Source organism: Rothia nasimurium, from assembly GCF_014217215.1.
Lineage (GTDB): Bacteria > Actinomycetota > Actinomycetes > Actinomycetales > Micrococcaceae > Rothia > Rothia avistercoris.
In genome coordinates, this window is record NZ_CP056080.1 from 1,938,763 (window position 1) to 1,954,510 (window position 15,748).

General features: G+C 49.2%; 14 protein-coding genes and 1 tRNA gene. 4 read left to right on the forward strand and 11 right to left on the reverse strand.

Features of this window, described 5'->3' with window-relative positions; translation table 11 throughout:
- Position 1 precedes the first annotated feature (1 nt).
- The 6 genes from HWU94_RS08805 to HWU94_RS08830 form a co-directional block, all read right to left on the reverse strand.
- Positions 2-805, reverse strand: a complete 804-nt coding sequence (locus HWU94_RS08805; protein WP_244955941.1) for an RNA-binding protein — start codon at positions 803-805, stop codon at positions 2-4.
- 260 nt (positions 806-1,065) lie between these two features.
- Positions 1,066-2,073, reverse strand: a complete 1,008-nt coding sequence (locus HWU94_RS08810; RefSeq protein WP_185173397.1) for a glycosyltransferase — start codon at positions 2,071-2,073, stop codon at positions 1,066-1,068.
- On the reverse strand, positions 2,074-3,015 hold the full coding sequence (locus HWU94_RS08815; RefSeq protein ID WP_185173398.1) for a glycosyltransferase family 2 protein: 942 nt from the start codon (positions 3,013-3,015) through the stop codon (positions 2,074-2,076).
- Positions 3,002-3,958, reverse strand: a complete 957-nt coding sequence (locus HWU94_RS08820) for a glycosyltransferase family 2 protein (protein ID WP_185173399.1) — start codon at positions 3,956-3,958, stop codon at positions 3,002-3,004. The genes HWU94_RS08815 and HWU94_RS08820 overlap by 14 nt, the downstream gene beginning before the upstream one ends.
- 27 nt (positions 3,959-3,985) lie before the next feature.
- Positions 3,986-4,900, reverse strand: a complete 915-nt coding sequence (locus HWU94_RS08825) for a glycosyltransferase family 2 protein (RefSeq protein ID WP_185173400.1) — start codon at positions 4,898-4,900, stop codon at positions 3,986-3,988.
- Positions 4,901-4,905: 5 nt separating this feature from the next.
- Complete coding sequence (locus HWU94_RS08830) at positions 4,906-5,409, reverse strand: DapH/DapD/GlmU-related protein (protein ID WP_244955942.1); 504 nt, start codon at positions 5,407-5,409, stop codon at positions 4,906-4,908.
- A 113-nt stretch (positions 5,410-5,522) separates the two neighbouring features.
- On the opposite strand from HWU94_RS08830, the gene HWU94_RS08835 reads away from it, so the two are divergent.
- A complete protein-coding gene (locus HWU94_RS08835) occupies positions 5,523-6,455 on the forward strand; it encodes an alpha-1,2-fucosyltransferase (RefSeq protein WP_185173402.1) in 933 nt (310 codons plus the stop codon).
- Between the two features lie 55 nt (positions 6,456-6,510).
- Here the strand turns inward: HWU94_RS08835 and HWU94_RS08840 are convergent, their stop codons facing one another.
- The 5 genes from HWU94_RS08840 to HWU94_RS08860 form a co-directional block, all read right to left on the reverse strand.
- Positions 6,511-8,181 carry an ABC transporter ATP-binding protein gene (locus HWU94_RS08840; protein ID WP_244955943.1) on the reverse strand — a complete coding sequence of 557 codons (1,671 nt, stop codon included), beginning with the start codon at positions 8,179-8,181 and terminating at the stop codon, positions 6,511-6,513.
- A 263-nt stretch (positions 8,182-8,444) separates the two neighbouring features.
- Positions 8,445-9,428, reverse strand: coding sequence for a ribose-phosphate diphosphokinase (locus HWU94_RS08845; RefSeq protein ID WP_185173403.1), 984 nt, complete (start codon positions 9,426-9,428; stop codon positions 8,445-8,447).
- A gap of 5 nt (positions 9,429-9,433) precedes the next feature.
- The gene (gene glmU / locus HWU94_RS08850) at positions 9,434-10,909 is read right to left on the reverse strand and encodes a bifunctional UDP-N-acetylglucosamine diphosphorylase/glucosamine-1-phosphate N-acetyltransferase GlmU (RefSeq protein ID WP_185173404.1); all 1,476 of its coding nucleotides are present in this window, start codon (positions 10,907-10,909) and stop codon (positions 9,434-9,436) included.
- A 60-nt stretch (positions 10,910-10,969) separates the two neighbouring features.
- Positions 10,970-11,041, reverse strand: a tRNA-Gln gene (locus tag HWU94_RS08855).
- A gap of 118 nt (positions 11,042-11,159) precedes the next feature.
- Positions 11,160-11,753 carry a hypothetical protein gene (locus HWU94_RS08860; protein WP_185173405.1) on the reverse strand — a complete coding sequence of 198 codons (594 nt, stop codon included), beginning with the start codon at positions 11,751-11,753 and terminating at the stop codon, positions 11,160-11,162.
- A 210-nt stretch (positions 11,754-11,963) separates the two neighbouring features.
- On the opposite strand from HWU94_RS08860, the gene HWU94_RS08865 reads away from it, so the two are divergent.
- The 3 genes from HWU94_RS08865 (at position 11,964) to HWU94_RS08875 (ending at position 15,716) form a co-directional block, all read left to right on the forward strand.
- Positions 11,964-12,932, forward strand: coding sequence for a glycosyltransferase (locus HWU94_RS08865; RefSeq protein WP_244955944.1), 969 nt, complete (start codon positions 11,964-11,966; stop codon positions 12,930-12,932).
- A 13-nt stretch (positions 12,933-12,945) separates the two neighbouring features.
- Positions 12,946-14,769, forward strand: a complete 1,824-nt coding sequence (locus HWU94_RS08870; RefSeq protein WP_185173407.1) for an ABC-F family ATP-binding cassette domain-containing protein — start codon at positions 12,946-12,948, stop codon at positions 14,767-14,769.
- A 173-nt stretch (positions 14,770-14,942) separates the two neighbouring features.
- A complete protein-coding gene (locus HWU94_RS08875; protein WP_185173408.1) occupies positions 14,943-15,716 on the forward strand; it encodes a transposase family protein in 774 nt (257 codons plus the stop codon).
- The last annotated feature ends 32 nt before the right edge of the window (positions 15,717-15,748 follow it).

Consider the following 15,748-nt stretch of genomic DNA (forward strand, 5'->3'; position numbering starts at 1 on the left):
TTTAGTTCTCCAATGATCGAGTGAGGTATTCAGCGATGTGCTGTGCTGGTTCCTGTGCTGGCACCGGGGGCGCCGGGGTAGGAGCGCTCCCCCACTGGTTCATACCGTAGCGTTCCCAAAACTCGGTAACCCAGGCGGGTGGGTTAGGGTGATATACCCAGGCGGGCACTCCGCGCAGTGCAGCTTCTAGCACACCGGTTGAGAATATTGACACAACCGGGTTATTCACCTGGTTGAGGGGCTGCTGGGAGCGGTCAATATCGATTCCTAGTTTACTCATAAGAGAGTGGGTTAAGTGGGAAAGTTTATCTTTCTCACTCGGATGCGGTCGATAGATAGCCTTGTGCTCGCGCGTGAACTTGATGCTCGCTCGTGCGAAAGATACTCGAGGCAGCTCAGCCCCGTGCATCTGCCCCAGAAAAATAGGGGTTTCGGCGATAGCGGCGGGCTCTACCGGGGGCTTCTGAGCAGCCTCCCAGAAGAGCTGAGAACCAACTACGTCATAGGTGACGTCTTCTCTGCCTGTTACCCAGAATTCAGCGTCTGCCTGACTAAACGCAAGAAGGTGGGTACCAGGTGCTAGCGGGGGTGCGTAAGGGGTATGGAGACCGTGCTGGACGGTGATGAAGCGAGCACCCGTGCGTTGGGTGAACCGGTAGGCGGCAGCACCCCAGGCCATATAGTGCCCCAGGGCAAGAACCTGCTGTACTTCTTCTAACGCAGCGTCGAGGTCGGCTTCATCCAGTGCAGTAACCTGCCAGTTACCTTCAGGAAGGTGTTCGGTGACGTCTTCGGGTGCCCACACAGCATATGAACCTGGTACTAACCAACGGGCAGGCCTTATCAGGGACCCCAGGGAGGTCGGCGACGTAGAATCCAGAGCAAGCAGAATTTGCGGTTTACTACCGGGTACGTGAAGATACCCTGCCACAGAAGCAGGTGCGTCGGGCGAGGCATTACCTCCGCGAGCCCGAACGAAAATACTCTTGAGCGCGTTTTTTGCCCGACGGAGCAGATGGGCGTTAGCCTGCCACTTGCTCCAGGCCTCGAGATCTGCAGGATAGATTAGACCCATAGGGTATTCATTTTCTGTGCGCGATGGAAGAAAGTATGTTCAGCCTGGCTACGCTTAAGGCCGGCAGAGCGAATTGAGTCGCTCCAGCTAGGGTCAGCGATAATACGCTGGCACAGTTCAGTCAGCTCTTCGGTGCTCTGATAGAGGAGAACCTCAGAACCGACCTCGTAGAACTCCTCAACGTCAGGGCGGTCAATGAGCTGGAGTCCGTTCATACCGGGCACCTCAAAAGTACGCATAGCCAGACCCGCCTGCAGGCCGTGGACATTGAGCGAGGCTGCCGCTGCAGCCTGTACCCGATAGGCTTCAGCCAGCGGGATATCGCGTTCAGCTGGCAAATCGGGGCGTTTAAGCTCCCAGGTACGAAGGCGGTCAAAGGGGTGGTGTGACCAGGCCCGCCCGTACACGCGTACCGGAACACCGGCGTCCTTAAGAGCAAGCATCATTGTTTCGCGATTTTCGTAGCGAGAACCGACAAAGACGATTTCTGGAACGCGAGTACGAGGGAAATCTGCCAGTTTGGGGTCGTAACCATTAGCAACGAAGTGAGCGTTAATACCTTCTGTTGCGAAGGCTTCGGCTTCAGATCGGGCGTAGCTGACAACCGTAGGGAGGCTACGTAGAAAATCCCGGGTGTAGCGGTGACGCTTAAGATCGTCGTACAGCCAGAGGATATAGGGGATTTTTCGGTCGGTGACAGCCTGCCAGAAGTTATCGCCTAGGGTATCTGCTTTGATGACGATGAGTTTATCGGGGTTCACCTCTCGAAGAACCTGGAGGGCTTTGACTGTAGCCGCTTTTTCAGCAGCTTTCTGCCCGTCAAAGCCAACTTTTGAGGGTAATTCGTAGAGAGCTTTATTGCGTAGCTTGTCTTTGACCGTATCGAAGGCATCGTAGCGGTGTACCGTTACGTCGTAGCCTAACTGGGTAAACCCATCTGCGATGGAATAGCAGTAGCCGTGGAAAGCAGGGCTGATGATGAGGAGTTTCTCTGCCATTTATCGTTTGCTTTCTGCTTTCTTGATATAGGTCAGTTCTTCACGAAGTGTGGCGTAAGGGGTAACAGCTCGGTTTCGGATTGCCCGTAGGGAGTTAAAGAGGAAGTTTGCAATAGATACGGTTCTCAAGGCAGCAGCCAGGTGCTTACCTTCATTCCATTTTGAATTATAGATAAAGCGAGAATCGAGTACCCATTGGCGACGTTGGGCAGAAGCTCCCGATGATCCGCCGCCTACGTGTTCTACTACTATATCTCCCCGGAAGACTCGTTTGATGCCCTGTGCGGCTAGTCTGCGTTGCAGGTCAATTTCTTCGCTGTTCATGAAGAAGCGTTCATCCATCCCGCCGACTACGTTGAAGTCTTCGCGGCGAATCATCATGCAGGCACCCATGAGCCAGTCAGGTTCTGCCCGGTTGCCGGTGGTGCATGCTAAATCGTGACCAACCATTGCATGCCAAAATTTTGTGGGGCGCAGTCGAGCTGCGGGGGTGAACCACTCCCACGCATGATGGCGGGTTTTAGGGAAGACTCTTCCGCCCCATTGAGATTCACCGTTATGGCCTGTGATTTGTGGGCTAAGCATAACGCTCTGCTTGGTTTTACGTGTTTCTTCTTCTGCGGCTGAGATCATGTCAGCGAGGAAGTTAGGGGGGAGAGTAAGGTCACTGTTGAGGATGAGAACCCATTCCCCGGTCGCGGCTGCTACGCCGGTGTTTACGTTTGCCCCGAAGCCACCGTTGTGTTCCCGTCGCACAACAGTAACCCCTTCAGTTGCAGGAAATGGGGTGGGGGACGCATCGTCTGAGACAATTATTTGATAAGGAAATGAAATGCTCTGAATTTTCATCTGATTAATCAGATTCAAGACATCACTGGGGTCACCATAAAAAGGTATTAAAATAGAAAGCTGCAAAGAAGAGTGAAGTTTATTTCTTTTCATACCCGAAACCCTCCATAAATGTTATTGGAGTATTTAAATATTTATATTTATATTTACCAACCAACAAACCTACGACAGTCAATGCTGTCGATAGCCTTGCAATATTTCCTTCAATATCATTCCGTTTATATCTTAAAATGAATTTAGCGAAAGATTTAGGGATTGATATAATCGTTAAAGATTTATAAGGCCCTACCCAGTCCCAAGCATTATGTTTATATGTAAGTTTAGAAAAAGTGATTCCTGTCTGATATCCTCGCAGAATAAGCTTGGGCAAATTTTCCCTAATTCTATATAAAATTCTCATATTCCGCGCTTCAATTAACTGTACACCCGCACATTTGACCCTATACGAGAAGTCATTATCCTCCGACCCGGACTTAAAGTAAGTATCGAAGCCACCAATGGAGTCAAATAAAGATTTATGGATTGCAAAATTTCCACCTAAAATCACTGGAGCAATAGCCCCATGTGGGGCTTCAGAATAAATTTCTGTAGTATCCAGTGCATCAAATTTAATCCATCCTTCCTCTACTGTGGCGATCGAAGAAAATTCGCTTTCAAAAATTGTTTTTGCCACTCCAGTAACCACCGGGTATTTACCTAAAGCTTGCACTGCATTTTCTACCCAATGCGCATCAACAAGATCATCAGCATCGCAGAATAACAAAAATAGACCAGAAGCTTGACTGGCTGCTTTATTCCGTGCATAAGCCGCCCCCTTGGTTGCACTGGCATCAACGTACTTCAAATTTAAGAGTTGAATCTGCTTTTCTTTAATCCATTCCTTTAACCCATCTGTAGATCCATTATCCGCAACGATGATTTCAAAAGGTGCTAAAGTTTTTTGTTTTTCCAATGCCTCAATTTGCAGGGGTAAGGTACTTAGGCCATTAAAAACTGGAATAACAACGGAGGCAATATAATTCTCTTTAAAGTTCATTACAATTAACCTATAATTTTCAAAAAACTATATCGATACAGAGGCTTTTTTACGCTTTTTAAGAATCCGGTATTTCAGTATTCCTTCAAGCGCACCAATATTTGCTCCCAGAATTCGCATTCCCTTCAGCCTACTCTGCGGGTTAATCACCAGCGGAATAGACCTCATAGACTGGATTACTGAATACTTGATGCTAGGGCCAGACATTCCTTTCCCCCTGTATCGCATCCATAGCAAAATACGAGCACGATGTTGAATCCTCTGCTGCCGGAAAATTGAATGCGTATCGTGCTTTAGCCGGTAATGGATGACAGCACGTGGAGCAACAACAACTTGATGCCCGGCTTCTTGAGCTCGCCAGGAGAAATCTGTTTCTTCAGCTCCTCCAGGATAACTATAATCCATACCACCAAGGGCTAAATAATCTGATTTACCAAAAGCAAAACTACCGCCTGGAACGGTCGGTAGATAACCAGCATACTTAGGTGCCTCATGCACAACTGTTATGTCACCCAAGCTTTCCGGATCATCCGGTATGCCATATGCGTCGAGAACGGCTGACGAGTTAAACCTGTTATGGTGTATCGCCCCTGATACTAACGCACCGTTGGAAAGTTTGTACGCATTATATAGCTCTCGTACCCAGATATCGTTTACGTAATCATCAGAATCACAAAAAAGTAGTATATCTGCCTGAGCTTGTTCTGCACCTATATTTCGAGCATAAGAGGCACTTTGTGGGCCTGATGCATCAATTACCCGAAGATCGAATTGTGATGAAAATTCTTGTACTATTTTTACAGTGTTATCTGTACTGCCGTTATCGCAAACCAGAACTTCAAATACGGGAGCATCAATTTGATTATTCAAAGATTGCAACTGCTCAATTATCCAAGCTTCTGAGTTTTTTGCTGGAATAATAACAGACACTTCAGGTTTCATGATGATTAGTCCTCTGATAAATCCCGTATACGGCGAGCTGGAACTCCCGCATACAAACCGTTAGGTTCACAGTCACGGGTAACTACCGCACCTGCTGCTATGACACACCCACGACCAATTACAACACCTGGCAATACAGTTACGTTGCCCCCAATCCAACAACCATCTTCAATAACAATGGGGGCGTGATTTCCACCGCCCTGTATGCGAGCCTCCGATGGTCCAATATGATGCGAACCAGTCAAGAAAGTGCATCTAGGGCCAATCCCAACTTCTTTTCCTATAGTAATTGGCGCGCTAGAGTCAAAATATGACCCTTGGTTAATGAAGGATCCAGCACCGATAGATGTATTGAAGCCGGTAAAATTATTCAACTTTTCAATCAAAGAATAATTCACTCCCTTACTTCCAGATATCCTAAGAATTCTCCATCTTAATGCTGCTGGAATTAAGGGGTGAGAGGAAATGTAATTTATATTTTTTTTGATGTAAATTTTAATATTTGCCAAAACTGCTCCATGCATGAAATTTTATATCTGATTATCAGAGTATATCACAGCTTTTATAGTTCTACTATGCTAGAATCTTACTAAACACAAATTTACCCCAGGAGCTAAGGGCCATGGAAACCACCGAAAGTAGTCGACAAAATAGCTACGTCCCCACCCCCACTTCCTCAGAAAAGGCTGATTCAGCACCTAAAAAATATATAGGAAAGATAAAAAATAGCTTGATGTCTTTAGTGCGAAGAGGGCCTGAATCGGCAATTTTTATCCCCAGAGTCTCTCGCGGGGGGAACTGGTTATATGAATGGCTTGCAGCTGACAATATAGTCGCCCACACGAAAAAACCTGCCTATATTTTATTTGCAGAGGGCATGGAAGAATGGTTAGAGGAATTTCCTCGTCTCAAAGATATTACTCGCGACAAAAAAGATATGCGTTTTAGAGCTATTAGAGTAATTGGACATCATCAAGAGGTAGAGATGCATTTTTCTGCAGATGATTTCAAAAGGTTTATTACTACCTATCTTTCATCAAAAAATTTCCGATCTAGAATTAAGAAGGCCCACCAGTACATTGGCAAAGATACTCTCGTTATCAACGTTAGGCGTGGAGACTACTACTCAAATCCTGAAATAAAAAGAAACTTTGGAATCAATACGTCTAATTACATTCAAACAGCGGTTGAAAAATCTTTAAAAAACAAAGTTTTTAATAACATTTTTGTTGTAAGTGATGACTTAGAGTGGTGTTCTAAAAATCTATCATTCTTAAATGATATTGCTAGTACTCGATTTGAACGTCTTGGACAAAGTATGTTTGATGATTTGGCAGCAATTTCTTCCTCATACCATTTAATTCTTACAAACACCACATTTGGATATTGGGGAGGCTATATCGCAACTTATATGAATAACTGTCAGGTTTTCGTTCCGAATGTTCATCAACAGGATTTATCCGAATACTATAAGAGCAAACCTCGCCCTGTTCAGCACCTACCCGAATGGGTAGAAGTTGTCCCAAAGCGTCCCGCAGGAAGTTGGTTTGATTAGTTAACGTATACATTTGGGAGAACTGTTATATAAAAACAGTTCTCCCAAATAACGTTTAGTCCGGTAGCTGACCTAACTCAACGAGACGTGCAAACTCAGCATTTTGTGCACGCACCTCCGAGAAAGTCCCTTGGGTCATAATTTTTCCCTGGGACATAAATAGGAGCTGATCAACATCACGTATGGTTGATAAACGGTGGGCAACGATGAAAACCGTTCGCCCCTCCGCTAATCTACTAATCGCCTTTGTAATTTTATGTTCAGTCTCATTATCGAGAGCGGAAGTTGCTTCATCTAAAATTAGAACACTAGGGTTGCGATAAAAAGCTCTAGCCAAACCAATTCGCTGTTTCTGGCCGCCTGATAAACGTGTGCCGTTCTCACCTATCAGTGTATCTAACCCATCTTCCAGAGAAAGCACAACATCTTCCAACTCAGCTAAACGAACGCATTCCCAAATTCGATCCTCATCAATCTCATCTGAGAGCAAACCATATGCAATCTCTTCACGTACAGTCTTACCTGAGATAAAAACATCTTGCGGGACATAACCAATATTTGAATACCATGCTTCGATATTCTCTTGTATATCTTCACCGTTTACAGTAACTCGTCCATATGTCGGTTGTAGAAGTCCCAAAATAAGGTCAATTAGAGTAGTTTTGCCTGATCCTGAACCTCCCACAAATGCAACCGAAGTACCGCTCGGCACATCGAAGTTCAGTTCTTTCAAGACATTGTCTTCACCGTCAGGATATCGAAAGCTTAGATTTTCAATCTTAATATCGAAGCGCTGGATAGTTCTATTTACTTGTGTAAATTGTTCTATCTGAGGCTCATTTTCTATAAACACAAATTGGCCAACGTGAAGCTCGTTAATTGTATGCTCAAATTTATCTAAGTAAGGTCGTGCACTGCGTATGTTGCCTAGAGTCGAAACAACACGTACAAAGTTCGGTAGAATTCGTATACAGGCAGCAGCAAATACAGCCATATATGCAACCTGTTGCATACCCCCAGTCATAACCATAACAGCCATAATGACCGCGATGCCGCCGATGAAAACAATTTCCAACAAATATTTAGGTAAATCTGCGTAAAAACTTTTACGTCGACTAGCCTCGACTAATTCAAGTCTCGCGTTCTGGAAATTATATAAACTGCGCTCAGATACTCCATGGATAATATTTTCACGGAATCCATCTATTGCTGTAAGGGTCGTTGCTGATGACTCGACTTCTTTGGACCACACAACATAGCCTGCATTAAAATTTTTAGTCTTCAAAAATTTTTGAATCGTATATGCAGAAAGGCCAAAATATATAAAAGCAATAAGAGTTTCCAAAGGCATTACGGCCAGAAGAAGGCCCATCAAAAGAGCAATTGAAAGCCCTTCGCCGATTATTGACAGCACCCCACTAATATAGGCATTATATACTTGCCCTACAGAGTTACCTACTGTCTGTAAAATTTCAGCAGTTGTGCGTTTGCGATGGTCAGTATAAGGTTCTCGCAGATAACCACCTAATACTGCTACTGCACTCGCAGTCTGCTGACGAGCGATAAATCCAGAACTCCACCATTTAATTGCCAGCGAAAAAATACCTTTGAAGATAAAAGAGGCTACAAGAATACCACTCATGAGAAGAATAAATTTCTCACGTTCAGGACTCCCAAAAATCATATGGATTCGTCCAAGATAACCTGACGTGTAATCCTCGCCCATAGCTACTTGAATAACCGGCAAGATAGCTGCGACGCCTAACAGGTCAAGGAGCGACACAAGAAACAACAAAATCACGTTGAGTATGAGTAGATAGAAGTTCTTACCCGGAAAGAGGTACTTCAACCTGTTTATCATAATAGTGTTTATTTCCCCTACTAGAAAGTGCAAGTGGCCCGAACTCGAGCCCGTATAGGACTACGCTACATCTAAAGATAGCTCCGTGCCACCAGGCACGGAGCTATCTCTCAGTGATATTGATAATGTTAGTTAGCTCTACCATCAAACAGGCTAGTCACTGACCCCTCGTCAAAGACTTCCTTGATGGCACGTGCCAGCAGAGGCGCGATTGAGAGCACAGTCAGATTATCGAAAGTCTGTTCGGGCTTCAGCGGCAGGGTGTTAGTAACAACAACTTCGCTGGCACCGCAGTTTGCCAGGCGCTCAGATGCAGGATCTGAGAAAACAGCGTGGGTTGCTGCAATGATAACGTCCTTAGCGCCGTTCTCCTTAAGAACGCGCACAGCACCGGCGATAGTTCCGCCGGTATCAATCATGTCGTCGATGAGCACGCAAGTACGCCCCTCGATGTCACCCACAACGGTCTTTGAAACAGCCTGGTTGGGCACATTGATGTCGCGGGTCTTGTGCACGAAGGCCAGCGGTGCGCCGCCCAGCAGCTCGGCCCACTGCTCAGCAACACGCACGCGACCGGTATCGGGTGAAACCACGGTGACGTTATCGGTATCGACCTTGCTTGCTACGTACTCAGCGAGCAGGGGAATAGCCATCAGATGGTCAACGGGCCCGTCAAAGAAGCCCTGGATCTGAGCGGTATGTAGGTCAACGCTCATCAGGCGGTGGGCACCGGCGGTCTTGTAGAGGTCAGCAATCAGGCGGGCTGAGATGGGCTCACGGCCCTTGTGCTTCTTATCCTGACGCGCATAGGGGTAAAAAGGAGAAACAACAGTAATTGAACGGGCTGATGCACGCTTGAGCGAGTCAATCATAATCAACTGTTCCATGATGGCATCATTAATCGGTGCCGGGTGTGACTGAATTACGAATGCGTCCTTCCCTCGCACCGACTCGTTGAACCGTACATAGGTCTCACCGTTGGCGAAGGTGTAGGCGGATGAAGGAAGAACTTCGTTCCCCAGTTCCGCTGCGATTTGTTCAGCGAGTTCGGGGTGGGCGCGGCCTGAGACCAGCGCCATCTTCTTTTCACCTGGATTCGTAATCTCAGTCATTACTGCTATTCGCTTTCCTTAACTGAGTCGGCTGACTCCGCGTCGAGTGCAGCCTGAGCTGCCTCTGCGGCTTCAGTACCGGCTCGCTTTTCAATGACCCAGCGTTCGATGTTGCGCTGAGGGGCTTCGTTAATTGCGAGGGCGCCTGCGGGGACGTCCTTGCGGATGACGGTTCCAGCTCCAGAATACGCGCCATCTCCGATATGTACGGGTGCGACATACATGTTGTCGGACCCCATTCGGACATTGTTTCCTACGGTAGAGCGATGCTTATTCACGCCGTCGTAGTTCACAAAGACTGATGCTGCGCCGATATTTGAGTTTTCGCCGATCGTCACGTCCCCCGCGTAAGAGAGGTGGGGCAGTTTTGAACCGGCGCCGATTTCGGCATTCTTGGTTTCAACGAAGGTGCCAATCTTGCCCTTGAGGCCAAGCTTGGTACCGGGTCGCAGGTAAGCGAAGGGGCCAACGGTAGCGCCATCAGAGATTTCTGAGTCAGAGCCTTCGGTACGGGAGATAGTGACGTTCTCCCCCACCTTAACGTTGGTCAAAGTGGTGTCAGGGCCAATCACTGAACCGGTAGCGATGTGGGTGGTTCCGCGCAGGTGGGTGCCGGGCAGGATAGTAACGTCATTGTCGATGGTGACAGTGACATCAATCCAGGTGGATTCGGGATCAACGATAGTAACACCTGCGACCATATGCGCATGAGTTAGACGGTCGTTGAGCTTACGCCCCAGCTGAGCTAGCTGGACACGGTCGTTAGCACCCTCAACTTCCCAGCGGTCCTCGATATCGAGAGCGCTGGTGCGGTAGCCGTCCTCGCGCGCAATGGAAAGGACGTCGGTGATGTACTTTTCGCCCTGGGCATTGTCGGTGGTCACGCGGGTCAGCGAGTCACGCAAAACCTTTGCATCAAAGGCGTAAATACCGGAGTTGATCTCGGTGATAGCAAGCTGCTCGGGGGTGGCATCCTTGGCTTCCACGATAGCGGTTACTTCGCCAGCTTCGTTGCGGACGATACGGCCGTAGGAACCGGGTTCATCGATGTGGGTTGTCAGAACGGTGACGGCGTTCTTGCCTTCTTCGTGGAAGGCAATGAGCTTGCGCAGGGTCTCGGTCTTCAGCAGGGGAACGTCACCATAGGTCACCACAACGGTGCCTTCGACCTCTCCCGATTCAGCGTCAAGACCTAACAGACCGACTTCAACGGCGCGCCCGGTACCGGGAATTTCGTCCTGATCAACAATGGTGACGTCAGCGTCAAAAGCAGTGACATGAGCCGCTACCTTATCGCGCTGGTGGCGCACAACAACGGCCAGATCCTTGGGGTTAAGTTCACGAGCCACAGCTACCGCGTGTTCCACCATAGAGCGCCCGCCGATGGGGTGCATGACCTTGGGGGTGGAAGACTTCATGCGGGTTCCAGCTCCGGCAGCTAGAACGATAACAGCGGACGGAACTGAAGCAGTAGCAGTCACTAGTTGGTACTCCTTGAGCGAGTGAGACCCCTACGGTTTGCAGGTTGAGGGGGTGTTGAGCTCCGCCACAAGGACTCGAACCTTGAATAACGGCTCCAAAGGCCGCTGTGTTGCCAATTACACCATGGCGGATTACAGTCTGCGTTTCTTCTAGAGAAGCAGTACAGACGAATCTAGATATTACCAACTCTCACGCCCAGAACGAAACGTACCCGGGGTAGGTGTCGGCAAAACATTCGTGGGAAAGCTATCAGGGCCCCAACCAGGGAATAATTTTTGTGAGAGCTAACTCAATTTCTTCAACGGCTTCACGGGCAGCTTCAGCCCCTTTGCGATAGGGGTCATCTATTTTGTCCCCTCGTGCAGGAACCTCATCTAACTGATACATGAAGGTCACTGGATCCGCTCTACGGCCTGCGGTTTCTCGCACTCTGGCCATCTGCTTGAGCAGGTGAATTTTAGCGCGGTGCTGGGGCCACTCTCTCATTAGCCAGTTTAGGTGCTCTTTTTCCATGACTAGCACTAGGGCTGAGCTTTCGATGAGATCACCTGTGATTTGTTTTGCCTTGTGATGTCTGAATTCGACTCCGCGGGAATCTAGCTCCTCATCAATAAACGGTGCGACGCCAGAACCTACCACAGCTCCAGTGCCGGCACTGTCAAAAGTCCAGCTAGATTTAGAACCTACCAGTTGCTCCGCGATGTACTGGGCAGAGGCGCTACGAGCAATATTTCCTGTGCAGACGAAAAGAATTTTTTTCTCTGCGGGGACTGAGGATTGCGGTAGCTCAACGGGACGTTTTGCTTGCCCTTTAAGCAGCGCTCCAACATTGAATTGCGCCATTAGTTCGGGTTCTCCGCCTTGTTTGTGTTAAAGGAATCTTTTATCTCTAGAGATTCTACCCACTGTTCCGGTTCCCTTTCTAACCCTCATATAAACTATGGATAAGTATCACATCGCTTTAGACCACATCAGGACCCTATTTATATGACACCGATATTCGACTTGTATGTAGCCACACCTGGCGGGCCAGGGTGGGCGCCCGTTGAGAACATGGCTAAGCTTCTAGGGAGCTACCTTGGTACTAGTCCCATTCAAGTCGACAACCGATCTTCTCTCACAAAACTAACTAAGGTTTTGGGCACTTTGCCGCGATTTTCCTCGAAGAAGCGGATTGCGATTGTCATTGCCTGCGATCCCGGCCAGCTAAATGCTATTGCCCAAACTCGTTTTGTATTCAAACGATATTCAGCAGTCTATGGTTGGGTTATCGACAGCTTTTGGGAAGACCGTATCCCACGTATTGCCAAATCTTCCTCTACTTACACCAAGATTTTTGTCACAGATCCAGGCGATGTTCAGGACTGGCGAGAAAAAGGCATCAAGAAAGTGGACCTTCTACCATGGGGAACCGATGTATGGAGCAACTTCAATGAACGTATCGCTGCGGCCTCTGCGAAAACTACCGATTTAGTACGCGTTGGAAGACAGCCTATAGCCTGGGATGACGACACCAATACCGCCGCTCTCGCTCAAAAACACTCGCTAGTTTTTGAGGGCCGCCCTGGCTTTGGTAACTCAGTAGACTCCTCTGTGCGCTTACTCCACGAAGCGTTTAAACGAGCTAAATCAGTGCTTGCTTTTTCAGTGCGGGTCAGTCCAGCGCCTTACACGCACCCTACAAAGGACTACGTCACGGCACGCTGGCTTGATGCCTTAGCCTGGGGCTGCCTTGTAGTAGGTCAAAAGCCCCGGTCAGCTGGAGCTGATTTGCTGCTTTGGGATGGAGCAACGGTAGATATTAGTCACAATAATGTAGAGCAGGGTATGGGAGAGGTGGAAGTTGCTCTGAAAAGCTACAGCAAAGATACTGCGGAGCGCAATGTTCGCCTAGCTCTTGAAAAGCTGGATTGGCGACACCGTTTTAAAGAACTCTTTACGACGATTGGTTACTCATCAGAACAGCTAGATAATGAGCTTGCACTCATGAAGCAATCGTATCTAGCTCCCGATAAGGAATAAACATACTCAGACCATGGCACATCTACTTGGCGGGGAAGACCTGCATATTGAATTTCCCACCCGCACTATCTTTGAGGGCATCACTGTTGGCCTGAATGAGGGTGACCGTATCGGTATTGTGGGCCGCAACGGTGACGGTAAGTCGACCCTACTCTCCCTGCTCGGTGGGCGCCTTGAACCAGACTCAGGCAAGGTAACGGTGCGCTCTGGTACCCGCATCGGTTTTCTAGACCAAGCTGATGTGCTCGATGATTCGCTCACTGTAGGCCAGGCAATTGTGGGTGATACACCCGAGTATGAGTGGGCTTCAGACGCTAAGATTCGCGATGTTATTTCGGGTCTGGTATCAGATTTAGACTGGAACGCACCCGTCTCCTCTCTCTCAGGTGGCCAGCGCCGCCGTGTTGCCCTTGCCGCTTTGCTCGCAGGTGACTGGGACGTCCTGATGCTTGATGAGCCCACCAACCATCTCGATGTTGAGGCTATCACCTGGCTGGCTAACCATCTCAAAAACCGTTGGTCCAAGAACGCGGGTGGCCTACTGACCGTCACCCACGACCGCTGGTTCCTCGACGAAATTTGTACCGATACCTGGGAAGTTCACGACGGCGTCGTAGAGCCCTTCGAGGGCGGGTACGCCGCCTACATTCTGCAGCGGGTTGAGCGTGACCGCCAGGCGGCTGCTACCGAGGCAAAACGCCAAAACCTCATGCGTAAGGAACTTGCCTGGCTACGCCGCGGCGCCCCCGCACGTACCTCCAAGCCCAAGTTCCGTATTGATGCCGCTAACGCCCTCATTGCCGACGTACCGCCGGTGCGCAACAAGGTGGAGCTGTCGCAGATGGCGGTGTCCCGTCTGGGCAAGGACGTCGTGGATATTGAGGACGTCGATGTCAGCTACCCCGATGCCAGCACGCCCGGTGCAACCAAGGACGTGCTCAAGAAGGTTACCTGGCGTATCGCGCCGGGTGAGCGCACCGGCATCATGGGGGTCAACGGTGCCGGCAAATCAACCCTGCTAGGCCTTGTGACTGGTTCGGTAGAGCCTACCCGCGGGCGGGTTAAGCACGGTAAGACCGTGAAGGTCGCTACGCTGACCCAGCAGCTCGATGAGCTACGCGAGATCGAGAATGACCGAGTTTCAGATATCATTGGGCGCAAGCGCACCTCGTATGTAGCTGGCGGTAAGGAGATGACTCCGGGGCAGCTTCTGGAACGTCTAGGGTTTACGTCAGCCCAGCTATCTACCCCGGTTAAAGACCTGTCAGGTGGTCAGAAGCGTCGCCTTCAGCTCCTGCTGATTCTGTTGGATGAGCCCAACGTCCTTATTCTTGACGAACCCTCTAACGACCTCGATACCGATATGCTGGCGGCGATGGAGGACCTTCTCGATACCTGGCCCGGCACGCTCCTGGTGGTTTCCCATGACCGCTATCTGATGGAACGTGTGACCGACCAGCAGTATGCTCTCATTGACGGCACTTTTAGGCATCTGCCGGGCGGGGTTGATGAGTATCTGCAGCTTTCGATGTCTGCAGCTGCCACTCCGTCGACGAAGGCCGTTGATTCTTCGCCGCTGGGTAAGCAGGACGCCGGTAGTAGCTCAGCGGCTAAGGTCAGTGGTGCGGAGGTTCGGGCAGCTCAGAAGGAAATCAATCAGATTGACCGCAAGTTGGCAAAGTTAGCAGACCAAAAAGCCAAGCTGGAAGAGAAGATGGCCAGCTATGATCCTTCAGATTATGAAGGTTTGGCTGCGCTCTCTGCTGATCAGCAATGTATCCAGAGCGAAATAGATGAGCTGGAGATGCGCTGGATGCAACTCAGTGAGTTAGTATAGCAACCTTAGGAGGGGTAAATATTTATGATTCTTGAAAAGTCAATTAATATTGAGGGTTATTCATAAGGGGGTCCACACACCCACCCCCACCAACTAGACAACGGCCCCACCAGGTGACAAAAATAAGAGGGTTAAATCACTACAAATAACCTCAAGCCACACCGGAAGAACCGTTGCTACACCAGCGTACAACCGGCCTCACCGCCACGCAATTCGCCACACTCCTCACAGCCCTCAACACCCACCTCACCTGGACCAAACCAGCCGAAAAACCCCGCAGACTTACCCTGGCTAAGGCCCTCAAAGTAACACTACTGAGCTACCGACACAACATCACTCAAGAAGCCCTCGCCCACCTCTTCGACGTCTCACAGCCCACCATCTCGCGGACTATCAGCACCATCGAAAAAGCCCTCACCCAGGTTCTCAAACCACTGAACAGACCCTTGCAAGAGGGGCTAAAAGCATCAGGTTCCCTCGTGATTGACGGAACCCTTATTCCCACCTGGAACTGGCGTTCACAAGGGAAAAGAAACTTCTCTGGTAAGCATAAACGAGCAGGATTTAATCACCAGGTCATCTGCACCCTCGATGGCAGGCTCCTGGCTATCACTGACCCGTTGCCTGGTGCTAGACATGATGCTCATGCTTTCAGAGCCCATAGTCTAGATCAACTACTTGATTCTTCGACTTTGGCTGATAAGGGCTACGTGGGTCTGGGGTTAGTTACCCCGGCAAAGCGTAAGCCTGGGCAGAAGCTCACCAAGGAGCAGAAGCGAAATAATCGGGTGCTGAATCGGCTACGGTCGGTGGTGGAGAGGGTCATCGCACGTATCAAGACCTGGCGGATTCTTCATACGGGGTTCAGGCGGCCGTTGGGGTTGTATGGGCGGGTGTTTTCGGTGGTGCGGGGTCTGGTGTTTTTGGCTGCTGGTTACCCCTTATGAATAAGCCTCATTCTTAAAGAATATATCACCTA